Origin of the sequence: Pseudomonas sp. GCEP-101 (assembly GCF_025133575.1) — a bacterium.
In the GTDB taxonomy this organism is placed as follows: Bacteria; Pseudomonadota; Gammaproteobacteria; order Pseudomonadales; family Pseudomonadaceae; genus Pseudomonas; species Pseudomonas nitroreducens_B.
In genome coordinates, this window is the sequence record NZ_CP104011.1 from 5,436,974 (window position 1) to 5,453,049 (window position 16,076).

Annotated in this window: 12 protein-coding genes; 2 read left to right on the forward strand and 10 right to left on the reverse strand. The window is 66.1% G+C overall.

Annotated elements, in window-relative coordinates; translation table 11 throughout:
- Positions 1–6: 6 nt before the first annotated feature.
- The 9 genes from N0B71_RS24525 to N0B71_RS24565 form a co-directional block, all read right to left on the reverse strand.
- Entirely contained in the window at positions 7–3,369 is a 3,363-nt protein-coding gene (locus N0B71_RS24525; protein WP_259755492.1) for an ImcF-related family protein, read from the reverse strand.
- Entirely contained in the window at positions 3,353–4,486 is a 1,134-nt protein-coding gene (locus tag N0B71_RS24530) for a hypothetical protein (protein WP_259755493.1), read from the reverse strand. The genes N0B71_RS24525 and N0B71_RS24530 overlap by 17 nt, the downstream gene beginning before the upstream one ends.
- Positions 4,483–4,737: a PAAR domain-containing protein gene (locus N0B71_RS24535; RefSeq protein WP_259755494.1), complete on the reverse strand. Its 255-nt coding sequence runs from the start codon at positions 4,735–4,737 to the stop codon at positions 4,483–4,485. The genes N0B71_RS24530 and N0B71_RS24535 overlap by 4 nt, the downstream gene beginning before the upstream one ends.
- Complete coding sequence (locus N0B71_RS24540) at positions 4,734–5,273, reverse strand: DUF3304 domain-containing protein (protein ID WP_442964629.1); 540 nt, start codon at positions 5,271–5,273, stop codon at positions 4,734–4,736. The genes N0B71_RS24535 and N0B71_RS24540 overlap by 4 nt, the downstream gene beginning before the upstream one ends.
- Before the next feature lie 31 nt (positions 5,274–5,304).
- On the reverse strand, positions 5,305–7,881 hold the full coding sequence (locus tag N0B71_RS24545; RefSeq protein ID WP_259755495.1) for a T6SS phospholipase effector Tle1-like catalytic domain-containing protein: 2,577 nt from the start codon (positions 7,879–7,881) through the stop codon (positions 5,305–5,307).
- Positions 7,869–8,402: a DUF3304 domain-containing protein gene (locus N0B71_RS24550; RefSeq protein WP_442964630.1), complete on the reverse strand. Its 534-nt coding sequence runs from the start codon at positions 8,400–8,402 to the stop codon at positions 7,869–7,871. Before N0B71_RS24550 ends, N0B71_RS24545 begins: the two co-directional genes overlap by 13 nt.
- Complete coding sequence (locus tag N0B71_RS24555; RefSeq protein ID WP_259755498.1) at positions 8,386–9,201, reverse strand: DUF4123 domain-containing protein; 816 nt, start codon at positions 9,199–9,201, stop codon at positions 8,386–8,388. The genes N0B71_RS24550 and N0B71_RS24555 overlap by 17 nt, the downstream gene beginning before the upstream one ends.
- Entirely contained in the window at positions 9,198–11,606 is a 2,409-nt protein-coding gene (locus tag N0B71_RS24560) for a type VI secretion system Vgr family protein (protein ID WP_259755500.1), read from the reverse strand. Before N0B71_RS24560 ends, N0B71_RS24555 begins: the two co-directional genes overlap by 4 nt.
- Positions 11,607–11,836: 230 nt before the next feature.
- Positions 11,837–12,100, reverse strand: coding sequence for a hypothetical protein (locus tag N0B71_RS24565; RefSeq protein ID WP_259755502.1), 264 nt, complete (start codon positions 12,098–12,100; stop codon positions 11,837–11,839).
- Between the two features lie 215 nt (positions 12,101–12,315).
- On the opposite strand from N0B71_RS24565, the gene N0B71_RS24570 reads away from it, so the two are divergent.
- Together N0B71_RS24570 and N0B71_RS24575 are read left to right on the forward strand one after the other, a co-directional pair.
- Positions 12,316–13,491: a GGDEF domain-containing protein gene (locus tag N0B71_RS24570; RefSeq protein WP_259755504.1), complete on the forward strand. Its 1,176-nt coding sequence runs from the start codon at positions 12,316–12,318 to the stop codon at positions 13,489–13,491.
- 455 nt (positions 13,492–13,946) lie between these two features.
- A complete protein-coding gene (locus N0B71_RS24575) occupies positions 13,947–15,416 on the forward strand; it encodes a sensor domain-containing diguanylate cyclase (protein ID WP_259755506.1) in 1,470 nt (489 codons plus the stop codon).
- On the opposite strand, the gene N0B71_RS24580 is transcribed toward N0B71_RS24575, so the two are convergent.
- Entirely contained in the window at positions 15,413–16,039 is a 627-nt protein-coding gene (locus N0B71_RS24580) for a methylthioribulose 1-phosphate dehydratase (RefSeq protein ID WP_259755507.1), read from the reverse strand. The two genes, N0B71_RS24575 and N0B71_RS24580, sit on opposite strands and share 4 nt — an antisense overlap.
- Positions 16,040–16,076: the final 37 nt, after the last annotated feature.

Consider the following 16,076-nt stretch of genomic DNA (forward strand, 5'->3'; position numbering starts at 1 on the left):
GCCTGATCAATCCGTCGCCAAGGGTGGCGGGTCGGTCGAGGCCATCAGGAAAACCTCCGCCGGCAGCTTGAAGTTACGCAACTGCAGCACAGCCAGCGGGCCGCGTCCCAGCTCGGTTTGCAAGTGCCAGGTCAGCGGCAGGTGATCCCTTGTGGTGAGCACCAGCTCAAATCGCGTATCGCTATCGTCCAGCGGCGTGACCGTGGCCTGCTCCAGGAGACGGAACAGCCCCCACACCCCGGAATAGTCGCCAAACAGCCACGCCCCACCCCTGAGGCTGGTCCAGCTCAGCGAGGCACCCGGGTGATCGGTGCCGCCCGGCCAGGTGAACTGGTGCCAGCTCTCCATCTGGTTGAAGTACTCAAGGGTCACACCATCGAGCACCAGGTTGGTCTGCACCACCTTGCGCACCGGTTTGGCCTGCAAGGCAAACGACAGACCCATGCCACCGTCGGTGTAGAGAATGTCCGCCAGTTCGCTGAGCTGGTTCACCGCAGCCAGGAACTCGGGGTTGAAGCGCAACCCCTGGGCGTGAGTGCTGTCCGGCAGCCAGCGGTTGCCTTGCTTGCGCAACACACCGCCCAGCTCACGGGTGAGGAATTGCTCGATGCGCCCACTGTCGGCACGGATCATCTGCCCGAGCATCGGCAGCGACGCATCGCTGTCGGTGGCCGAGAATGGATAACGGCCATCGAAGGCACGATCCCAGTTATCGACGATTGCAAACTGCCAGAGGTGATTAAGACTTGCCGCCGAAGGCTGCAGCACGGATTCCCAGGCGCGGTTCAACGGCTCGACGAACAGGCTTTGGCCGAAACCGCTCCAGGCTGATCCCAGGCTGGCAGCAATCAGCGCGCCGTAGTCCAGGGTGCCGGTCACCTCGTCGCTGCGGCCCTGGAACACCGTCTGCGCCAATGCCTGCGTCATCGCCTGCGGGTCACTGGCGTTGGTGATCTGTTGCAACTTCAGCCGCACCCGGCTGACGCGCGTAAGGAAGGTTTGCAGGCTCAGCGCGTCGACACCGTTGGCGCCACTGGCGGCCGGTACTTTACCCATCAGCGCCAGCAAGGGCTCGAAGGTATCGCTGAGTGGTCCTCGCGGCTCGTTGCTGCGCTGGTCGATGGCGGGCTTCGCCTCCTGGTGCAACAGGTCCTGCGCGGTCTTGATCAGCGAATCGGTCAGCGCTTCGCCCTTGACCTCGGTCTGCCCTTGATAGGCCAGCGTATTCATCAGCGCGATCAGCGGCGACTGACGCACGTCGCCCATCAGGGTCAACTGATCGATCACGTCCGCCAGGTTCTGCGCGCGGCGCCAGCGAATGCTGTTGAGAAAGCGCAGCCAGGCATCACCGAAGTTCTGGAAATAGCGCGCGGTCAGGCGAGCCTCCAGCACCTCTGGTGTCAGTTCGCTGGCCACGTTTGTCTGCTGGTCGCTGAGCACCCAGTCGATTTCCTCGCGGCGAGTCTTGGCGATGCTTTTGATCGCCTCGCGCACGTGGCCCTCCCAGGCCTGGCGGGTATACACGCCGGGCACGCTCTGCGGGGTGTCGAAGAGCGCCGACGGATCGGTCTCACCGACCATCTCTGAGAGCCCCATCGCGGCGTAGTGATTGTCCGCCTCTTCGATCAGCCGGTTATACAGGGCCGTCTCGCCATTACGCCGCCCCAGTTGACCCAGCAGCAGCTGCCGGGTCTGGTTGACTAACGCCATGTTGACGTCGATGCGCCATTGCGGATGCGCCGCCAGATTGTGCGCATAGAAGCCCCACAAGCCCGGCGCCAATCCCTGCCAGAGCCCCGGGGAGACCTCAAGTGGCACTGGCTCGTTCTGCACCAGCGCGCGGGTCAGGAAGGTGGCGTCTACCTTCTCCGGACGGGCCATCATCAAGTAGGCCTTGAGCTGCTCATAGGCCTTGCCGGCCCGCTCCGCACGTTCAGGGCTTTCCGGTGGCAGAGCCACCAGCTCGCCGAGTTGCGCGCGCAGGCTGGTTGCCGCCGGGTCACGCAGCAAAGCGTTGTTGGCCTGGGCATAGCGTGGCCAGAGTGATGCCAGCAAAGCGTCGTTCTGGCTCAGGCCCACACGCTGATACCACGGCACACCGTGCACCCGCTGGTACTCCAGCCGTCCCAGCTCGCGGGTCAGCTCGTTCAGCGCGATGAGTTGCGCACCCCGGTCGCCCGGCTGGCTCACCATCGCCAGCGTCGCTTGCACCGTGGCGATCTGCGCGCGGTTGCTGGCGAACGACAGCAGCAACGCGAGGAGGCACAGGCCGGCCAGGCCAAGCACGGCGGCATAGGTGCCACGCAGCCAGGTCCAGCCCAGGGTACGACCTCGTCCCTGCTCATCGTGGCGGATGGACTCCCACGCTGGCGGCGGCCACCAGTTCTTGCCCTGAGCCTCTGCGACGGGTTCCTGCGGGGCCGCGAACAGCAGGCCGCGCAAGGGCACACCGCGGGCGAAGCTGGGCATCAAGAGAGCCAACGCATCACGCCACTGATGAATGCCGTGGGCTTGCAGGTCTCGCGACAGGCGCAGCAGGAAATCCTGCGCGCGGTTCCCGGCCATCTGCTCCAGGCCACGCTCGCGCAGCGGCGTGACCAGTGCACGTAAAGACTGCTCGATCTGCCCCGCCGACGCCCCACGCGCCAACAAGCAGCCCACCGCCTGGCGCCCGAGCGCTTCCTGCGGCCAGCCAAGCGGGGCCACTTGCCACAGGTACAGCGGCGTCTGCCAGCGCAGCGTTTGCGCCAGGGTGCGCAGACGGCCCACCCCGTGGCCAAGGCATTCGTCGCGCTGTTCTGCGGTCAGTGCCCACACCACGCCATCCAGTGGCTGCCGTCCGCAAAGCTTGCGCAGGTTCGTCGGCCAGTCGCATTGCCACTCGCCTTGCAGGCTACCGCCCCACAGCAACAGCGTGCCCTGCCCCTCCAGCCAGCGCTGTTCTTCCCCCAAGCCAGGAGCGGTGGCGGTGATCTCGTCCGGCTCACCCACCACCAGCAGCACCCGCACGTGGCGGCGCCAGAAGTAACCGTAGTTGTCCCGCAAATGCCGGCGCACCTCCGCCCATGCCGGTTGCGCGTCCGGCTTGTTCGATCGGGCAACCGACGGCACCACGGGAACGTCCTGCACCAATCGGCGCACACCCTTTTGCACCAGTAGCCACGCCAGCGCGAACACGCTGAACAGCACCACCCAGCTCACCAGTGCCAACTTCAGGTAGTCCTCCAGTACGGCGCGGTCGAGCGGGCGCGCGCCGCTCCACAACCACCAGGCTACCGCGCCGCCGAGCACCAGCAACGCCACCAGTGCCGCCATCAACAAAAGCGTGCTCCAGGCAAACGCTTTCGGGGTTTCAGCTCGTTGTTTCATCAGCGCTCACGATTCCCATCGCCAAGTCATGCTGCGGGTCCCTGGCCAGCCAGGCGCAGGGCTTCCCGTGTTGCCGTGCGAAACAGGCGGCCAGCGTCTGCGTCACCATGGCCTGCAAGCCTTGCAGCTCACCAAAGTGCGCATCCTGCCGATGGTGTGGGAGGTTCCACTCAAGGCCCTCCAGTGCCAGCTCCTCGGGCGGCGAAAAGCTCACGCAGGCTTCCGGCGCCTCCTCCAGGCCGCTTTGCCGTTGCGCCCGCCGCGCTACCGCCGCCGGCTCTTCGGCCCCGGCGCTGAGCCATTCCCCGCGGGCAAAGCGCACATCCCCCGATGTGCCCAGCAACCACAGCACCGCCGCCTCACCCGCGGGCAGCGCGGCACCCGCGGTAGCCACCGTGGACTGGCAACCGGCGCAGAGCACGCGGGCGTCCTCGGCAGCGCCGTGCAGGCAATCGATAATCGCCGTGATGCTGGCCAGCCCCTGCCAGGGTTCCGGCTGCGCCGGCAACTGCACGTCGGGGAAGTCCAGCGCCAGTTGCCCGGCAAAGGCCTCCCAGGCGCTGGGCGAGCCTTGCCAGTAACAGCGCAGGGGCTGCATCACCACCTCCTCCGGCTGTTGCTGGCGCCAGGCCTGCACCAGCAACTGCGCCAGTTGCCGTTCGCGCTCGGCGGCCTCGCCGCCGAACACCTGCAGCAGGCGCAAGGCTGCACCTGCGCCCTCCTGACTGGGTACGGGCGGCGCCTCCTTGCCGGCCAATACCCGCCGCCATTGCGCGAAGCTGCTACCCATGGGGCCGATCAGCACGGCCTCGATCAGCGCCACCGGCTGACGATGCCACGTCCACCAACGCTGCTGCTGCCGCTCGACCTCCTCGCGGTATGCCTGGGCCAAGTGCTGGTTCAACCGGTAATACAGCGTGCGCGCTAGCAACAGCAGCATCCAGACCAGCAACAGGCAGGCACCGAGCAGCGCCGCCAGGCGTGGCTCGATGAATGGCCGCAGCATCACCCCGCCACCGCCCACCAGGGCCATCAGCACCGCGCCCGCGATCCACCAGCGCGTATAGAGCGGCGCGCGGGCCAGCGGGAAGGGCCGGAACTGCGGCTCGGGCCTCATGGGTCTACCAGGAAGTCCGGCGTGGAACTCAACAGCGCGCAGCCACAGGCGCAGCGGTGCCCCTCCAGCGCCACAGGGCGGTCGTTGACCCAGGCCTGGCTGCCTTCGGCGATGCGCGTCATACCGTGCTGATTGCAGCGCACCGCATCGCCCTGGCAGGCAATGGGCAGGCCCAGGCAATCGTAGTGCCCTTCCAGCACCTGGCCGCCGTGGGGACGCAGGGTGTCGCCCTGGCGAATCACCGGCTTCATCGCCTGGCCCCCTGCACACTGCCGCTGGCCGGACAGGACTTCGGCTCAGGCAGCTTCAGCGGCAGCTTGATCGGGTACTGCGGCGTGCCGTAGGGGTAGCAGGAGGTAGTCACCTGTACCTGGTCGCAGGGGAGGAAGTGCACGCTGAGGCCGCAGACTTTTTGCCCCGTGTAGTCGGGAATAGGGACCACTTGGCTGTGTTGGCGTGTTTGTGCTTCCATCTTTTCCTGCCACGCAAGGTACTTTTCCCAATTTGCAAAACCAGGAAATCCTTTCGTACCGGCGACACCGGTTTCCCAATCAATCCGCACCGTCAACCCCGGCGTCCATTGCTTAGGCGGTGCGTAGCAACAAGCCCCCCCCCCGCCCTGGTAGGCGCCGATGATGTCCACCGCCGAGCGGCCATCCACGCTGAAATGGTTGATTGCCCAATGGGTGTGGTTGACCCCGTAGATGGTGCTGGTGGCCTGGGCCGCCGGGGTCAGCAGCAGGCCGAGGGCGGCGCGCCGAAGGTGGCGCCGAACGAGCATCCGCATCAGGGAACTCCTTGCAGGAAAAGTAGCCACTTCACACCAGGGCATCGCGCACCTCCCCCAGCGTCGACTCGTAGGCCGGCCAACGCGCGGCAATGGCCTGCTGCGCCTGGGCGACGCGCATGGCGGTAATGGCCGTGCGCTGCTGCTTGGCCAGGGCGCCAAGCTGGCTGGTGGGCGCCTGCAGGGCGGCGGCGTCGGGCAGCATGGGCACCGGCAGGCCGGTGGCCTTGTCGAGGATGGAGATCTTGTCGGCCATCCACTTCGGGTCGACCTTGTTCAGCAGGCTCAGAGCGTCCAGCTTGTCCTTCAGGCTCTTCTGGCTGACGACGTAGATCACCCCACCCACGATCGCCGAGGCGCCGACGATGCCGCCGGCGATGCTGAGCAGGGAGAGCTTCTTGTTCTGCGCATCGCCGAAATACACCATGCGCTCGCGGAAGTAGCCGTTCCACGGTTCGCGCTGGCCGTCCAGGGCGGTGTAGAGGAACCAGGCGCGGGAGTCGTGCACCTGGTTGTCGAACAGCGCGCGCACCTGGCCGGTGAGCAGATGCTCGTTCTGGCTTTCATCCACCGGGCCACGGTCTTTTTCGTTCTGGTGGTTGACCCGCCCCGGCGGCGGCGGGAACAGCTCCTTGACGCGCTGGCGGCCCAGCTCCTTCATGCGCAGGTATTCGGCCAGCTCGTCGTCGCTGTTGATCAGGTAGAACATCTCTAACGGCACGCTATTGACCACCATTTCATAGGTGCCGGTGGGGGTACGGCGGGTGCCTCGATAGTCCTCGCCGAACTCCTTGGCGCCTTCGCGTAGCTGGGTCTTGCCCATGTCCGGGTCGAAGTCCTTGGGGCCGGGTTCCAGCGGCTGGCTCGGGCGATCGGGGTCCTTCTCGTTATCCAGTTGCTCGCGGCGGCGCGCCTCGACCTCCTTCTGCTTCTCCTTGCGGCGAGCCTTGGCCTGCCGTTTCTCCAGCTCGCCACTTTCAGTGTCGGTGGCCATTTCGTAGAACGGCTTGCCCTCCATGGACATGAAGGCATAGCGGTCGATGCGCCAGGCGGTGATCCAGCCCATCTGGTCCTGCAAGGCGCGCTCCAGGCTGGTCGATGCGACAGTCGGCGTATAGTGATCGGCCAGCGCTGGCGGTAGCGGCTGGGGCTCGGCGTGCAGGCCAAGGGTGAGTTGGCGCCAGGCGTTGAAGCGGTCGATGAGTTCCGGAGACACGCGAAACTCTCGAACTGCCTGAGGCTCCATCTCCCGCCATTGATCGCTGCGCAGTTTAGCTGGCAACACATCCTTCGGCACCTTCAAGGGAGCACCTCGGGCAAACGCATCAGCGTACATGCTGTGTAATGCGATCTGCGACAATAGCAGGCTATCCCCTTTGCTATTTCCCTCGCTGTATCCCTTCCCTTGATCTTGCGGCGGATAACCCCCGCCCTGGTCCGAGTGCACGCCCGGATGCAGCACTTCCACCGCACAGGACGGGTACTCACCATTGGTGCGGCGGATCGAATCCAGCGGGAAGCACAGGCGCTGCTCGTGGGCGGCGACGATGTGCAGGCAGCGCTTGATCCAGCCGCCGTACATGGCCTCGCTGGGCAACTCCTGGTTGCCGCTGGCCCAGCCCATATGGCCCTCGGCAATCGGCACCAGGTGCACCACGCCCACCGAGGCCACGGTGTCCAGCAGGCCGAGGTATTCCACGCTCAGCGGCAGCTTCTGCTCACCGAGCATCAGGCAGTGCTCGGCGGGCCGCTCCTTGCCGGCCTCGTCCTTGCCGGGGTGGTGCAACAGCTTGGACAGCCAATAGACAAACGCCCGCGCCGCCGCCGCGCCGCGGGAGAAGCCATAGACGTAGAGCTTGATGCCCAGCAGCCGCGAGGCGCTGTTGCCGGTGCTGGTCAGCGCGGCGAGCAGCGGCTTGGCCAGCTCGGGCTTGTTCAGCTCGGCCTGGAAGACACGCCGGCGCTGGCCTTCGCCGCCGAAACCCAAGGCGAGGTAGTTCGTGGTCATTCCCCTTACAAGGTCCCTGGTTGCCGGCGCATCCAGGCTGGGCAGGCCGACCATGCGGCGCAGGGCATCGATGATCATCAGCAGGCCCCAGTTAATGCGTTCCTCGCCATAGCGGGCCAGGGCCAGGCCCGGGGTGCTGTAGTCCAGGTCGCCGATTTCCGGGAAGGGCGTGCCGACACCGGGCATGTAGTACTTGCAGTACTGGTCGTGGCCTATGCCGCTGGCATCGGTGAGGCCCTGGGCCTTGCTGGCGGCATGGGCGGTACCGCCGGCATAGCCGGCGCCGATGCTGGCGCGGAACAGCCGGGCGATGTTAGTAGGGTGCGGAATAGCCGACAGGTACAGGTCGTTGTTCAGGTTGTTGCCGGTGCCATCGAAGAACAGGCTGATATGCATGGTCTTGCTGCACGGGGGCGGCACGGGCTTGCCGGCAGCCACAGCCAGGGCGTCGTGGTAGTCGCGCTCCCAGTTGCGCTGGCGCTCGAGGTTATCCAGCACCTGGCGCGGGTTGCGGGGAAGGAAGCCAGCCACCGGAAACTGCGGCGGATAGTAAAACGGCTTGACGGGCGGCGGCGCCTTCTCTGGCTTCACTTCGGACATGACTTGGGCTCCGGCAATTGCAGCGGGGTTTTGATCGGGTACTGCGGGGTGCCGTAGGGGTAGCAGGAGGTGGTTACCTGCACCTGGTCGCAGGGCAGGAAGTGCACGCTGATGCCGCAGACTTTTTGGCCGGTGTAGTCAGGAACAGCGACTAATTTGCTGTGCTGACGCTTTTGGGCCTCGATATTTCGCTCCCATGCTTCGTACTTAGCTTCATCAGCAAAGCCTGGGAAGCCTTCAGAACTACCTACTCCCGTCTCCCAATCCACCCGCACCGTCATCCCCGGTGTCCATTGCTTGGGCGGCGCATAACAGCAGCCGCCACCCCCGCCCTGATAGGGGCCGATGATGTCGATGGCCGAACGTCCATCGACGCTGAAATGGTTGATCGCCCAGTGGGTGTGGTTGATGCCATAGATGGTGCTGGTGGCCTGGGCGGGCGGCACCAGCAGGCTGGCGAGCAGGCCGCCGAGCACGGCGACGAATGAGGTAGGCGGAATCAGCTCAGGCATGGCTTCCATTTCCTTGCGTACTGGCGGTAGGCAATAAGGGAGTGGCAAAGGGCAGCTTTGCGCGGGCGAAGGCTTCGCGCTGGCTATCGACAATCACGCCCGCCTCGGTGGCGGCGAGCAGCGCGGCGTAGCAGGCATTGAAGCTCTGCTCGGCCAAGGCGCCGGCGGGCAGGTCATCCTTCAGCGTGTCGAGCAAGCGGCCGGCTTCGCTGGCGCAGCCGAGGGTTTCGCGCTGGGCATCGCTGAGTTCGAGCCGCTGGAAGTCGGCGGCGCCCTCTTCCTCCTCGCCCAGGCCGGGCAGGTGCTGGGGCTGGCCGTCGCGGTCGAGCCAGCTCCAGAACACCGCTGGGCGCAGCAGTTCGCGTTGCTGCTCGGGCTGCAGCACCTGGCTGAAGAGCACCGGGAACACGCGCGGATCGTAGTAGCGCAGCAGGCCGAGCTGGCCGCCGTTGCAGGCCTCCAGGCAGCGGCCGAGGTAACTGGCGAGCACGTCGAAGGGCCAGGTGCAGGCCAGCACGAGCAGTTGCGCATTGCCGGCGCACTCCTGCAGCAAGCCGTGCAACCACTGGCGGTGGATGGGCTGCTGGAGGTCGATACGAACCAACAGCGGGGCGAGGTCTTCGGCACCCTCCTCCGGCAGGCCGCTGAACAGCGACTGGCAGGCCAGGGCCGGCTCCACGCTGCGGGTGCTGGCCAGCAGCGGCCGCCCCCCGGCCTGGTCCACGATGAGGTCAAGCCAGGTGATGGGCACGTCGGCGCAGCCGGCTTCGAGCAGGGTGAGCCACTGGGCAATGTTGGGCTGGCTCATGCGCTGGCCTCGCGGTTGGCGAAGCCTTCCTGCATTTCACGGGCGCGCTTCAAGCACTCCTTGCACACGGAGCTGGGCAACTCGGGCAGCGGGAAGTTCTGCCGGGTGGGCACTTGCCAGCGGTGGCGGCCCTTGAGGCTGAGCAGCGTGGGGCCGTGGATCTGGATTTCGCCCTCGGGCGAGAGGTGGATGTAGGCGCCGCCGCTGGCGAGGGTGATGCCTTTTTTGGCGGTGATCTGCAGGTGCCCTTCTACCGATTGCAGGGTGATGTCCTTCAGGGCGGTGAGCGCGAGGGTGTCAGCGTGGGATTCCACCTCCAGCGGGCCCTTGCCGGAGACCAGTCGCATGCCTTCCTGCTGCGCCAGCAGGGAGATGGCCTGCTGGCTGTGGGCGGCCATGCGCCCGTTGCTGGCGAGGTTCACCTCGCCAGCGCTTTGCAGGTACAGGGCCTTGCTGCTGGCGAGCAGGAGGCTTTGCGGGCTGAGCACGCCGATGCCGCGCGGGGCACTGAGGAGCATGGCGGGTTGGCTGAGCTGGCTGGCGGCCTCACGGAAGGCGGCGAGGCTCTTGGTATCGGGTTTCAGGTTGTGGTGCGCTTGGGCAACCTCGGCGCGCTCGCGCATCTGCTGCACGGCACCTTTGAGTAGGCTTTCGGCGGGCTGCATGTCGAGCTGCTCGCCCAGCCCGTTGGTTTGCTCGTCAGTGCTGATGAGCAGGCCTTTGCCAGCGCGCAGAGCACCGTGGGCATCAGTGCGCAGTTCGAAGCCAGCGCCGCGGCGTCGCGCCGGCATTTCGCCGGTGACCAGATGGCCCAGGTTGAGCTGGCTTTGCCCGCTGTGGGGGCTGCGCAAATGGACGTGCTCGCGCCCGCGGTTATCCTCGATTCTCAGCTCGTTGTCGGCGGGTGTTCTCAACCTGTTGCGCTTGTATTCGCGCAGGGTAATGACATCCGTGTGGCGGCTGTCGTGGAGTGCAAAAGCGATGAACGCCTTGTCGATATCCCCTTGCTCGAACGCGATGGCCACTTCGGTGCCCTGGATCAGTGGCAGGTGCAGACCATGGGCGTCTCCGCCATAGGGCCGGGCAAGGCGCAGCCAGGCGCTCTCCTGGCCGTCACCCCAACTGGCCGCCTCGCGGTCGAAGAGGAAGCGAACCTTGTAGCGGCCCTGCATGTCGATGTGGCTGTACAGGTCGTTGGGTTGCGAGCTGGTAACGCGGGCGGGAATGGTGCCGGCGATGATCGGTTTGGGCAGAAGTGGCGGGCGGAAGCAGACGGTTTCGGAATAGGGTATGCCATCGAAGCTGGCGATGAAGCTGCTGTCACGCGCGGCGCGGGTGACCACGCGGGTGATGACCGCGCCGGGTGCGAAGGCCTGCGGCGCGCCGTCGACCTTGAGGACTTGGCCGGGTGCGAGGGCGGCGCTGCTGGTGATGCCGCCGAGACGGGTCTGCTGGTTGAGGTAGCGTTCATGGCGCAGGCGGCCGTAGAAGAAGCCCGACTCGCTTTGCAGGTTTTCGTCCTGCGCGTACGCATTTCCCAGCACGCCATAGTTTTCGCCGTAATGGTATGCCTCGCCATAGGTGGTCGGGTCGCCACGGGACTGGTCGACTTCGCCCTGGAGCCAGGCATTGGCGTCACGATAGTCGTAGGACAGGAAGTGGACGTTTTGCTCGACAACGCCATGGCTGGACTGCAATTGCCAGACGGCATCGTGGCCGTCGCTGCTGGTGCCGGACTGGGGTTGGTAAGGCAGGCTGACGCCGCGTTCGTAGGCCCTTTGGTCGTCGTGCAGCTCGACGACGTCGATGCGCAATTTCTCGTTGGCTGTGAAGCGATACCAGATGCCGACCTCGGCGAGCAGGCGGTTGACGAAGGCGAGGTCCGACTCGCCAATCTGGAGCGTTTGTTCCCTAGTTGGGTATTCGCGGGTCAGCTGGAAGAAGAAATCCTGCCCAGCCCAATGATGCCGCTCGCTGCGAAAGACGCTCTCGACGATTTCGGGAACGGATTTCTGCAGGTAGACCCGGTATTGCCGTCCCCTGTCCAGCAGGGCCAGGCGAGGCTGCAAGGTGACCTCATAGCGGGTTTCATCGGCGGACGCCGCCAGGCGGCGGTAGCCGGTAATCACGCCATACAGGGTGCGCAGCGGTTCGCTGGCGGGTACCGGCATGCCGATGTAGGGCACCGGCGTGGGAGGCGGGTGAAGACTGAAGCGGGCTTCCTTGCCCAGTAAGCGGTCGGCGGGAATGTCGTGCTGCGAACAGGTCAACTCGATGGTGTAGCGGTACGGCTGGCTGAGGCCTTCTTCCCCGTGGAATGAGACGATGTCCAGCAGACCATCGAAGTCCTGAATCTGGATTTTGTGTCGGTTGTGATCGAAAAACAGCGGCGTTTCGAACTGCATGATGCCCCGACCTCCTTGTGCGATGGGTGAGCGCAGGAGGTGGGCCAGAAGACCGAACCAGTGCCTGCAAACGCTTATTTGGACGAGCGTGCAGGTTTGGTTATCGAGGGGGAATCAACCGATTCCGGGATGCCTGAGGGAAAGGTCGGGCGTTTTTTCCTAGGATTTAATGTGGCGCGACACAAGGCGTGCCGCTTTTCATTGCGCGCAAGTTCACTCCTGTAGCGTGCTCAAGGCCGCTGGCGGCGCACCGTGGAGAGCAGGCTCGTGGGAATCGACATCAGCAGGATATAGGCCGCCACGGCGAGCATCAGCCCGCCGCTCCCCAACAGCAGGTAGCGGCGTTCCTTCACCACGGTCAGGTCCAGCCCGCCGGAGAACAGGATCCAGCCGAGCCCGGCCAGGGCCACGGTGAACAGGATGGCGATCAGGTAACTGGCGATGACGATCAGCAACCAGAGCGGACTCCAGCGCCGGCGCGGCAGCTTTTCCATGGTCTTGGGCCTCCCAGCCCCCTCCGACAGTCACATGAGCCCGGCAGTCTGGTGGCCATTGGCGGCCCGCGCAACCCGACCAAAGCGGCAGACGCGCCGCCCAGGCGCACCGGGACAACGGCTTACCCGACCGGCAGCGGCTGCCTGGCATACCGGAAAGCCGCCCAGGGCGCTTACAATCGCGCTTTCGCCGTTGGTGCAGTACGGTTTCAAAAATGGCCCTCGATCCACCCACCATGTTGACCATCTCGGTCGCCCTTGCTGCGGCCGCAGCGCTGTACCTGGCCATCGAGTGGCGCAGCGTGCGCGAACGCTCGCTGCTGTTCTGGAGCGCCGGCTTCGCCACCATTTCCCTTGGCTCGACCCTCGCGCTGCTGCGCATGGGCGGCTACCTGGTAGTAGGCGTCTGGTTCGCCAATGGCCTGCTGGTGCTGGCCCACTGGTTCTTCCTCTACGGCGTGGCGAAGTTCACCGACACCCGGCTGTCGCGCGGCTGGCTGCTGCTGCCGCTGACCTGGATGGCACTGCTGGCGTTGCCCGAGGGCGGCCCGCTGTGGTCCAGGCTGATGCTGCTGGCCAACTCCTGGCTGGTCGCCCTGCTCTCCCTGCGCGCCAGCTTCCTGCTGCGCCCCCACGGCAAGTCCCTCAGCGTAGGCGCCGTGCAGTTGCGCTACGTGATGCTGGTGCACGGCGTCTTTTACCTGGCCAAGGGCGCGACAGCGATCATTCCCGGTACGCTGATCGACCTGGCAGCCTTTCGTGGCGAGATCATCCAGATCTCCCTGGTCGAGGGCGCGATGGCGATCATGCTGATTGCCCTGTCGATGACCGGCACCGAGCGTTACCGCCGCGAGAAGCGAATCGCCCGCCTTGCCGCCCGCGACCCGCTGACCGCCCTGTACAACCGCCGCGCGCTGGAAGTCCGCGCGCCACGCGTGTTCGAGGACGTCTCCCCGGAGCGCCCCGGCGCCCTGCTGCTGATCGATATCGACAACTTCAAGCAGGTCAACGACCTGCACGGCCACACCGCCGGCGACCGCCTGCTGGTGGCGCTGAGCGAGATGATCCGGGCCGCGCTGCCGGAGCGGGCGGTGGCGGCGCGCCTGGGCGGTGACGAGTTCGTCATCCTGCTGGGCGGCGTCGCCAGTGAACAGGTGATGGCGCTGGCCGGCACGCTGCGCGAGCAATTCCATGCCCTGGCCGCGCAGAGCTTCGCCACGCCGCAAGCGGTGACGCTGAGCATTGGCGCCGACCTGTTCGACCAGCCGCCAGCCAGCCTCGCGGCGCTGATCGAGCAAGGCGATGCGACGCTCTATGAGTCCAAGCGCGGCGGCCGGGACAGCATCCGATTGATGGACCGCACGGTTGCCAATGGCGACCGGCTGGGCTGAGAGCCGGCCGAGAGCGATGTCAAGGCCGGCGGGTGCAACAGACCTCGGCGTGGGCCTTCATCAAAGCTTAATCTCGCGCCGGCAAGCTGGACTCAGTCACCAAAGGTGCGTGACCTATGAATGCTGCCTGTTCCAGGCAGCATTTTTTTTGCCCGGCGGTGTGGGGAAGCCGCAGGAGCGACGGTGTTTACCTGAAACTCCTTGCCGACGATTGTCCCTCTCCCTGACCCTGGCTACGCGCCCCGCTCCGAAGGGGTTGGGGGAGGCCTGCCATGACCTTTCGTGCAGGAGCGGACTCCGTCGGCGCGCGGTGTGCATCGCACCGACGGTTATCGCGGACATCCTCCGCGTCTGCACAACCGCTCCTGCCGGACAACCCGCCCGATAGATGCTATATGCCTTGAGGCGCGCACCGATGTGCGCCCGCCTCCACCTGCCTTCGTATGGATACCGGCATGCCGATCCGCCGTTCGACTACCGTTCTCCTCGCCAGCCTGGGCCTGACCGGCGCCATTGGCGTGCTGTCCGCCTGGGCCATTCTGGAAATGCGTCACGACGCCTTCGAGGTCGCCAGCGCCAACGGCCACAACATCGCCCTGCTGGTACAGCGCGACATCCAGCGCAACCTCGATCTCTACGACATGACCCTGCAGGCAATAGCCCACGTCCATGCCCAGCCGGAGATCCGCGGGCTGTCGATGGACACCCGCAACCTGCTGCTCAGGGCCTACACCGCGCCCACCCGCGGCATGGGCTCGGTGTTCCTGACCAATGCCGACGGCGTCGCGACCTACAGCTTCGGCAAGGAAGTGCCCGCACGCATCGACCTCTCCGGCCGCGAGTATTTCCAGGCGCTACGGGTCTCGCGCAGCGACGCGCCCTATCTCAGCCACCCGTACATCCCCTACTCCAACAATGCCCGCAACAGCATCGCCCTGAGCCGTCGCCTGGAACGCGAGGACGGGAGTTTCGCCGGCGTGGTCGGCGCGAACCTCGAACTGGCCTACTTCAGCGAACTGTTCAGCGGCCTCAACCTGGGCGAGGGCGGCACGGTCAGCCTGCACATGCGCGACGGTACGCTGCTGGCCCACTGGCCCGAGAGCGAACCCACCGCGACCCTGAACGAATCCTTCCAGCGTTACCTGGGCAACGGTGCGGAGAACTTCTTCGATACCAACAACGACGGGCTGGAACGCTGGCACGACTTCCGTCCGGTGGAAGGCTACCCGCTGGTATTCAGCGTCGCCCTGCCCTCCCGCGAGATCTACGAGGACTGGTACTGGCGCGCCAGCCTGATCGGCCTGCTGGGGGTCTCCCTGGTCGCCGCGGTGCTCGGCCTGGCGCTCATCGCCCTGCGCCAGATGCGCGAACGCGATCGCCAGGAGGCCGAGCTGCGCCTGGCCGCCAGCACCGACCCGCTGACCGGCCTGAACAACCGCCGCGCCTTCGACCTGCGCGCCGGCCACGAATGGGCGCGCTACCAGCGCAGCGGCGCGCCGCTGGCGGTGATGCTGATGGATATCGACAAGTTCAAGGCCTACAACGACCACTACGGCCACCCCGCCGGCGACGCGGCGCTCAAAACCGTGGCCCGGGTGATCGCTGAACATTCGCGGCGCCCCGCCGATTGCGCGGCACGCTTCGGCGGCGAGGAATTCGTGGTGCTGCTGGGCGACAGCGGGGAAGCCGACGCCCAGGCCCTGGCCGAGCAGATCCGCGCAGGCCTGCAGGCCCTGGGGGTGCCGCACGAACACGGGCCCCTGGGCGTGCTGACCCTGAGCATCGGCGTGGCCAGCACGTCGCAGTTCAGCCCGAGCGACTGGGCCGAGCTGCTGCAATCGGCGGACAGTGCGCTGTACCAGGCCAAGAACGGCGGGCGCAACCGCGTGGTGGCCTTCCGCCGCGCCGCGGTCGGAGCCTCCTAATCCCGCCGGCCGCCCAGGCTCAGCAGCGCAAGCTCGCAGGCGAAGAGAAATTCGAACGCCTCCACCTGGCGCAGCGCATCGCTCATGCGCGGGCCCCAGGTGTACAGGCCGTGGCCGCGGATCAGGTAACCGGGGCAATCCGGATGCGCATCCAGCCAGGGCTGCACCTGGGCGGCCAGGCGGGCGATGTCCTGGTCGTTGTCGAAGATCGGCACGGTGACGCGGTCTTCGTGGGTGGTGACGCCGGCGAAGGCCTTCTGCAGTTCGTAGCCTTCCAGCTCCAGGCGGTCGCCCACCGTCAGACGCGACAGTACGGTGGCGTTGACCGAATGGGTGTGCAGTACCGCGCCGATCTCGCCACGCCAGGCGTAGAGCTGGGTGTGCAGCAGGGTTTCCGCCGACGGCTTCTTGCCCGGCTCCAGGCTGTTGCCGGCCAGGTCGGTCTCCAGCAGGTCGTCCTCGCCGAGCTGGCCCTTGTGCTTGCCGGAGACGGTGAGCAACGCGCGGTCGGCGGCCAGGCGCGCCGAGTAGTTGCTGCTGGTAGCCGGCGACCAGCCGCGGCCATAAAGGAAACGTCCGGCCTCGATGATCTGCCGGGTGAGTTGCTGACGGGTGTCAGTCATGGGAAACCGAAGCGATAGTAAGGGGTCGCCACTCTAT

Coding starts and splice junctions, on each gene's coding strand:
- N0B71_RS24525 (WP_259755492.1), bottom strand. CDS start 3,369: ATGAAACAACGAGCTGAAACCCCGAAAGCGTTTGCCTGGAGCACGCTT.
- N0B71_RS24530 (WP_259755493.1), bottom strand. CDS start 4,486: ATGAGGCCCGAGCCGCAGTTCCGGCCCTTCCCGCTGGCCCGCGCGCCG.
- N0B71_RS24535 (WP_259755494.1), bottom strand. CDS start 4,737: ATGAAGCCGGTGATTCGCCAGGGCGACACCCTGCGTCCCCACGGCGGC.
- N0B71_RS24540 (WP_442964629.1), bottom strand. CDS start 5,273: ATGCGGATGCTCGTTCGGCGCCACCTTCGGCGCGCCGCCCTCGGCCTG.
- N0B71_RS24545 (WP_259755495.1), bottom strand. CDS start 7,881: ATGTCCGAAGTGAAGCCAGAGAAGGCGCCGCCGCCCGTCAAGCCGTTT.
- N0B71_RS24550 (WP_442964630.1), bottom strand. CDS start 8,402: ATGGAAGCCATGCCTGAGCTGATTCCGCCTACCTCATTCGTCGCCGTG.
- N0B71_RS24555 (WP_259755498.1), bottom strand. CDS start 9,201: ATGAGCCAGCCCAACATTGCCCAGTGGCTCACCCTGCTCGAAGCCGGC.
- N0B71_RS24560 (WP_259755500.1), bottom strand. CDS start 11,606: ATGCAGTTCGAAACGCCGCTGTTTTTCGATCACAACCGACACAAAATC.
- N0B71_RS24565 (WP_259755502.1), bottom strand. CDS start 12,100: ATGGAAAAGCTGCCGCGCCGGCGCTGGAGTCCGCTCTGGTTGCTGATC.
- N0B71_RS24570 (WP_259755504.1), top strand. CDS start 12,316: ATGGCCCTCGATCCACCCACCATGTTGACCATCTCGGTCGCCCTTGCT.
- N0B71_RS24575 (WP_259755506.1), top strand. CDS start 13,947: ATGCCGATCCGCCGTTCGACTACCGTTCTCCTCGCCAGCCTGGGCCTG.
- N0B71_RS24580 (WP_259755507.1), bottom strand. CDS start 16,039: ATGACTGACACCCGTCAGCAACTCACCCGGCAGATCATCGAGGCCGGA.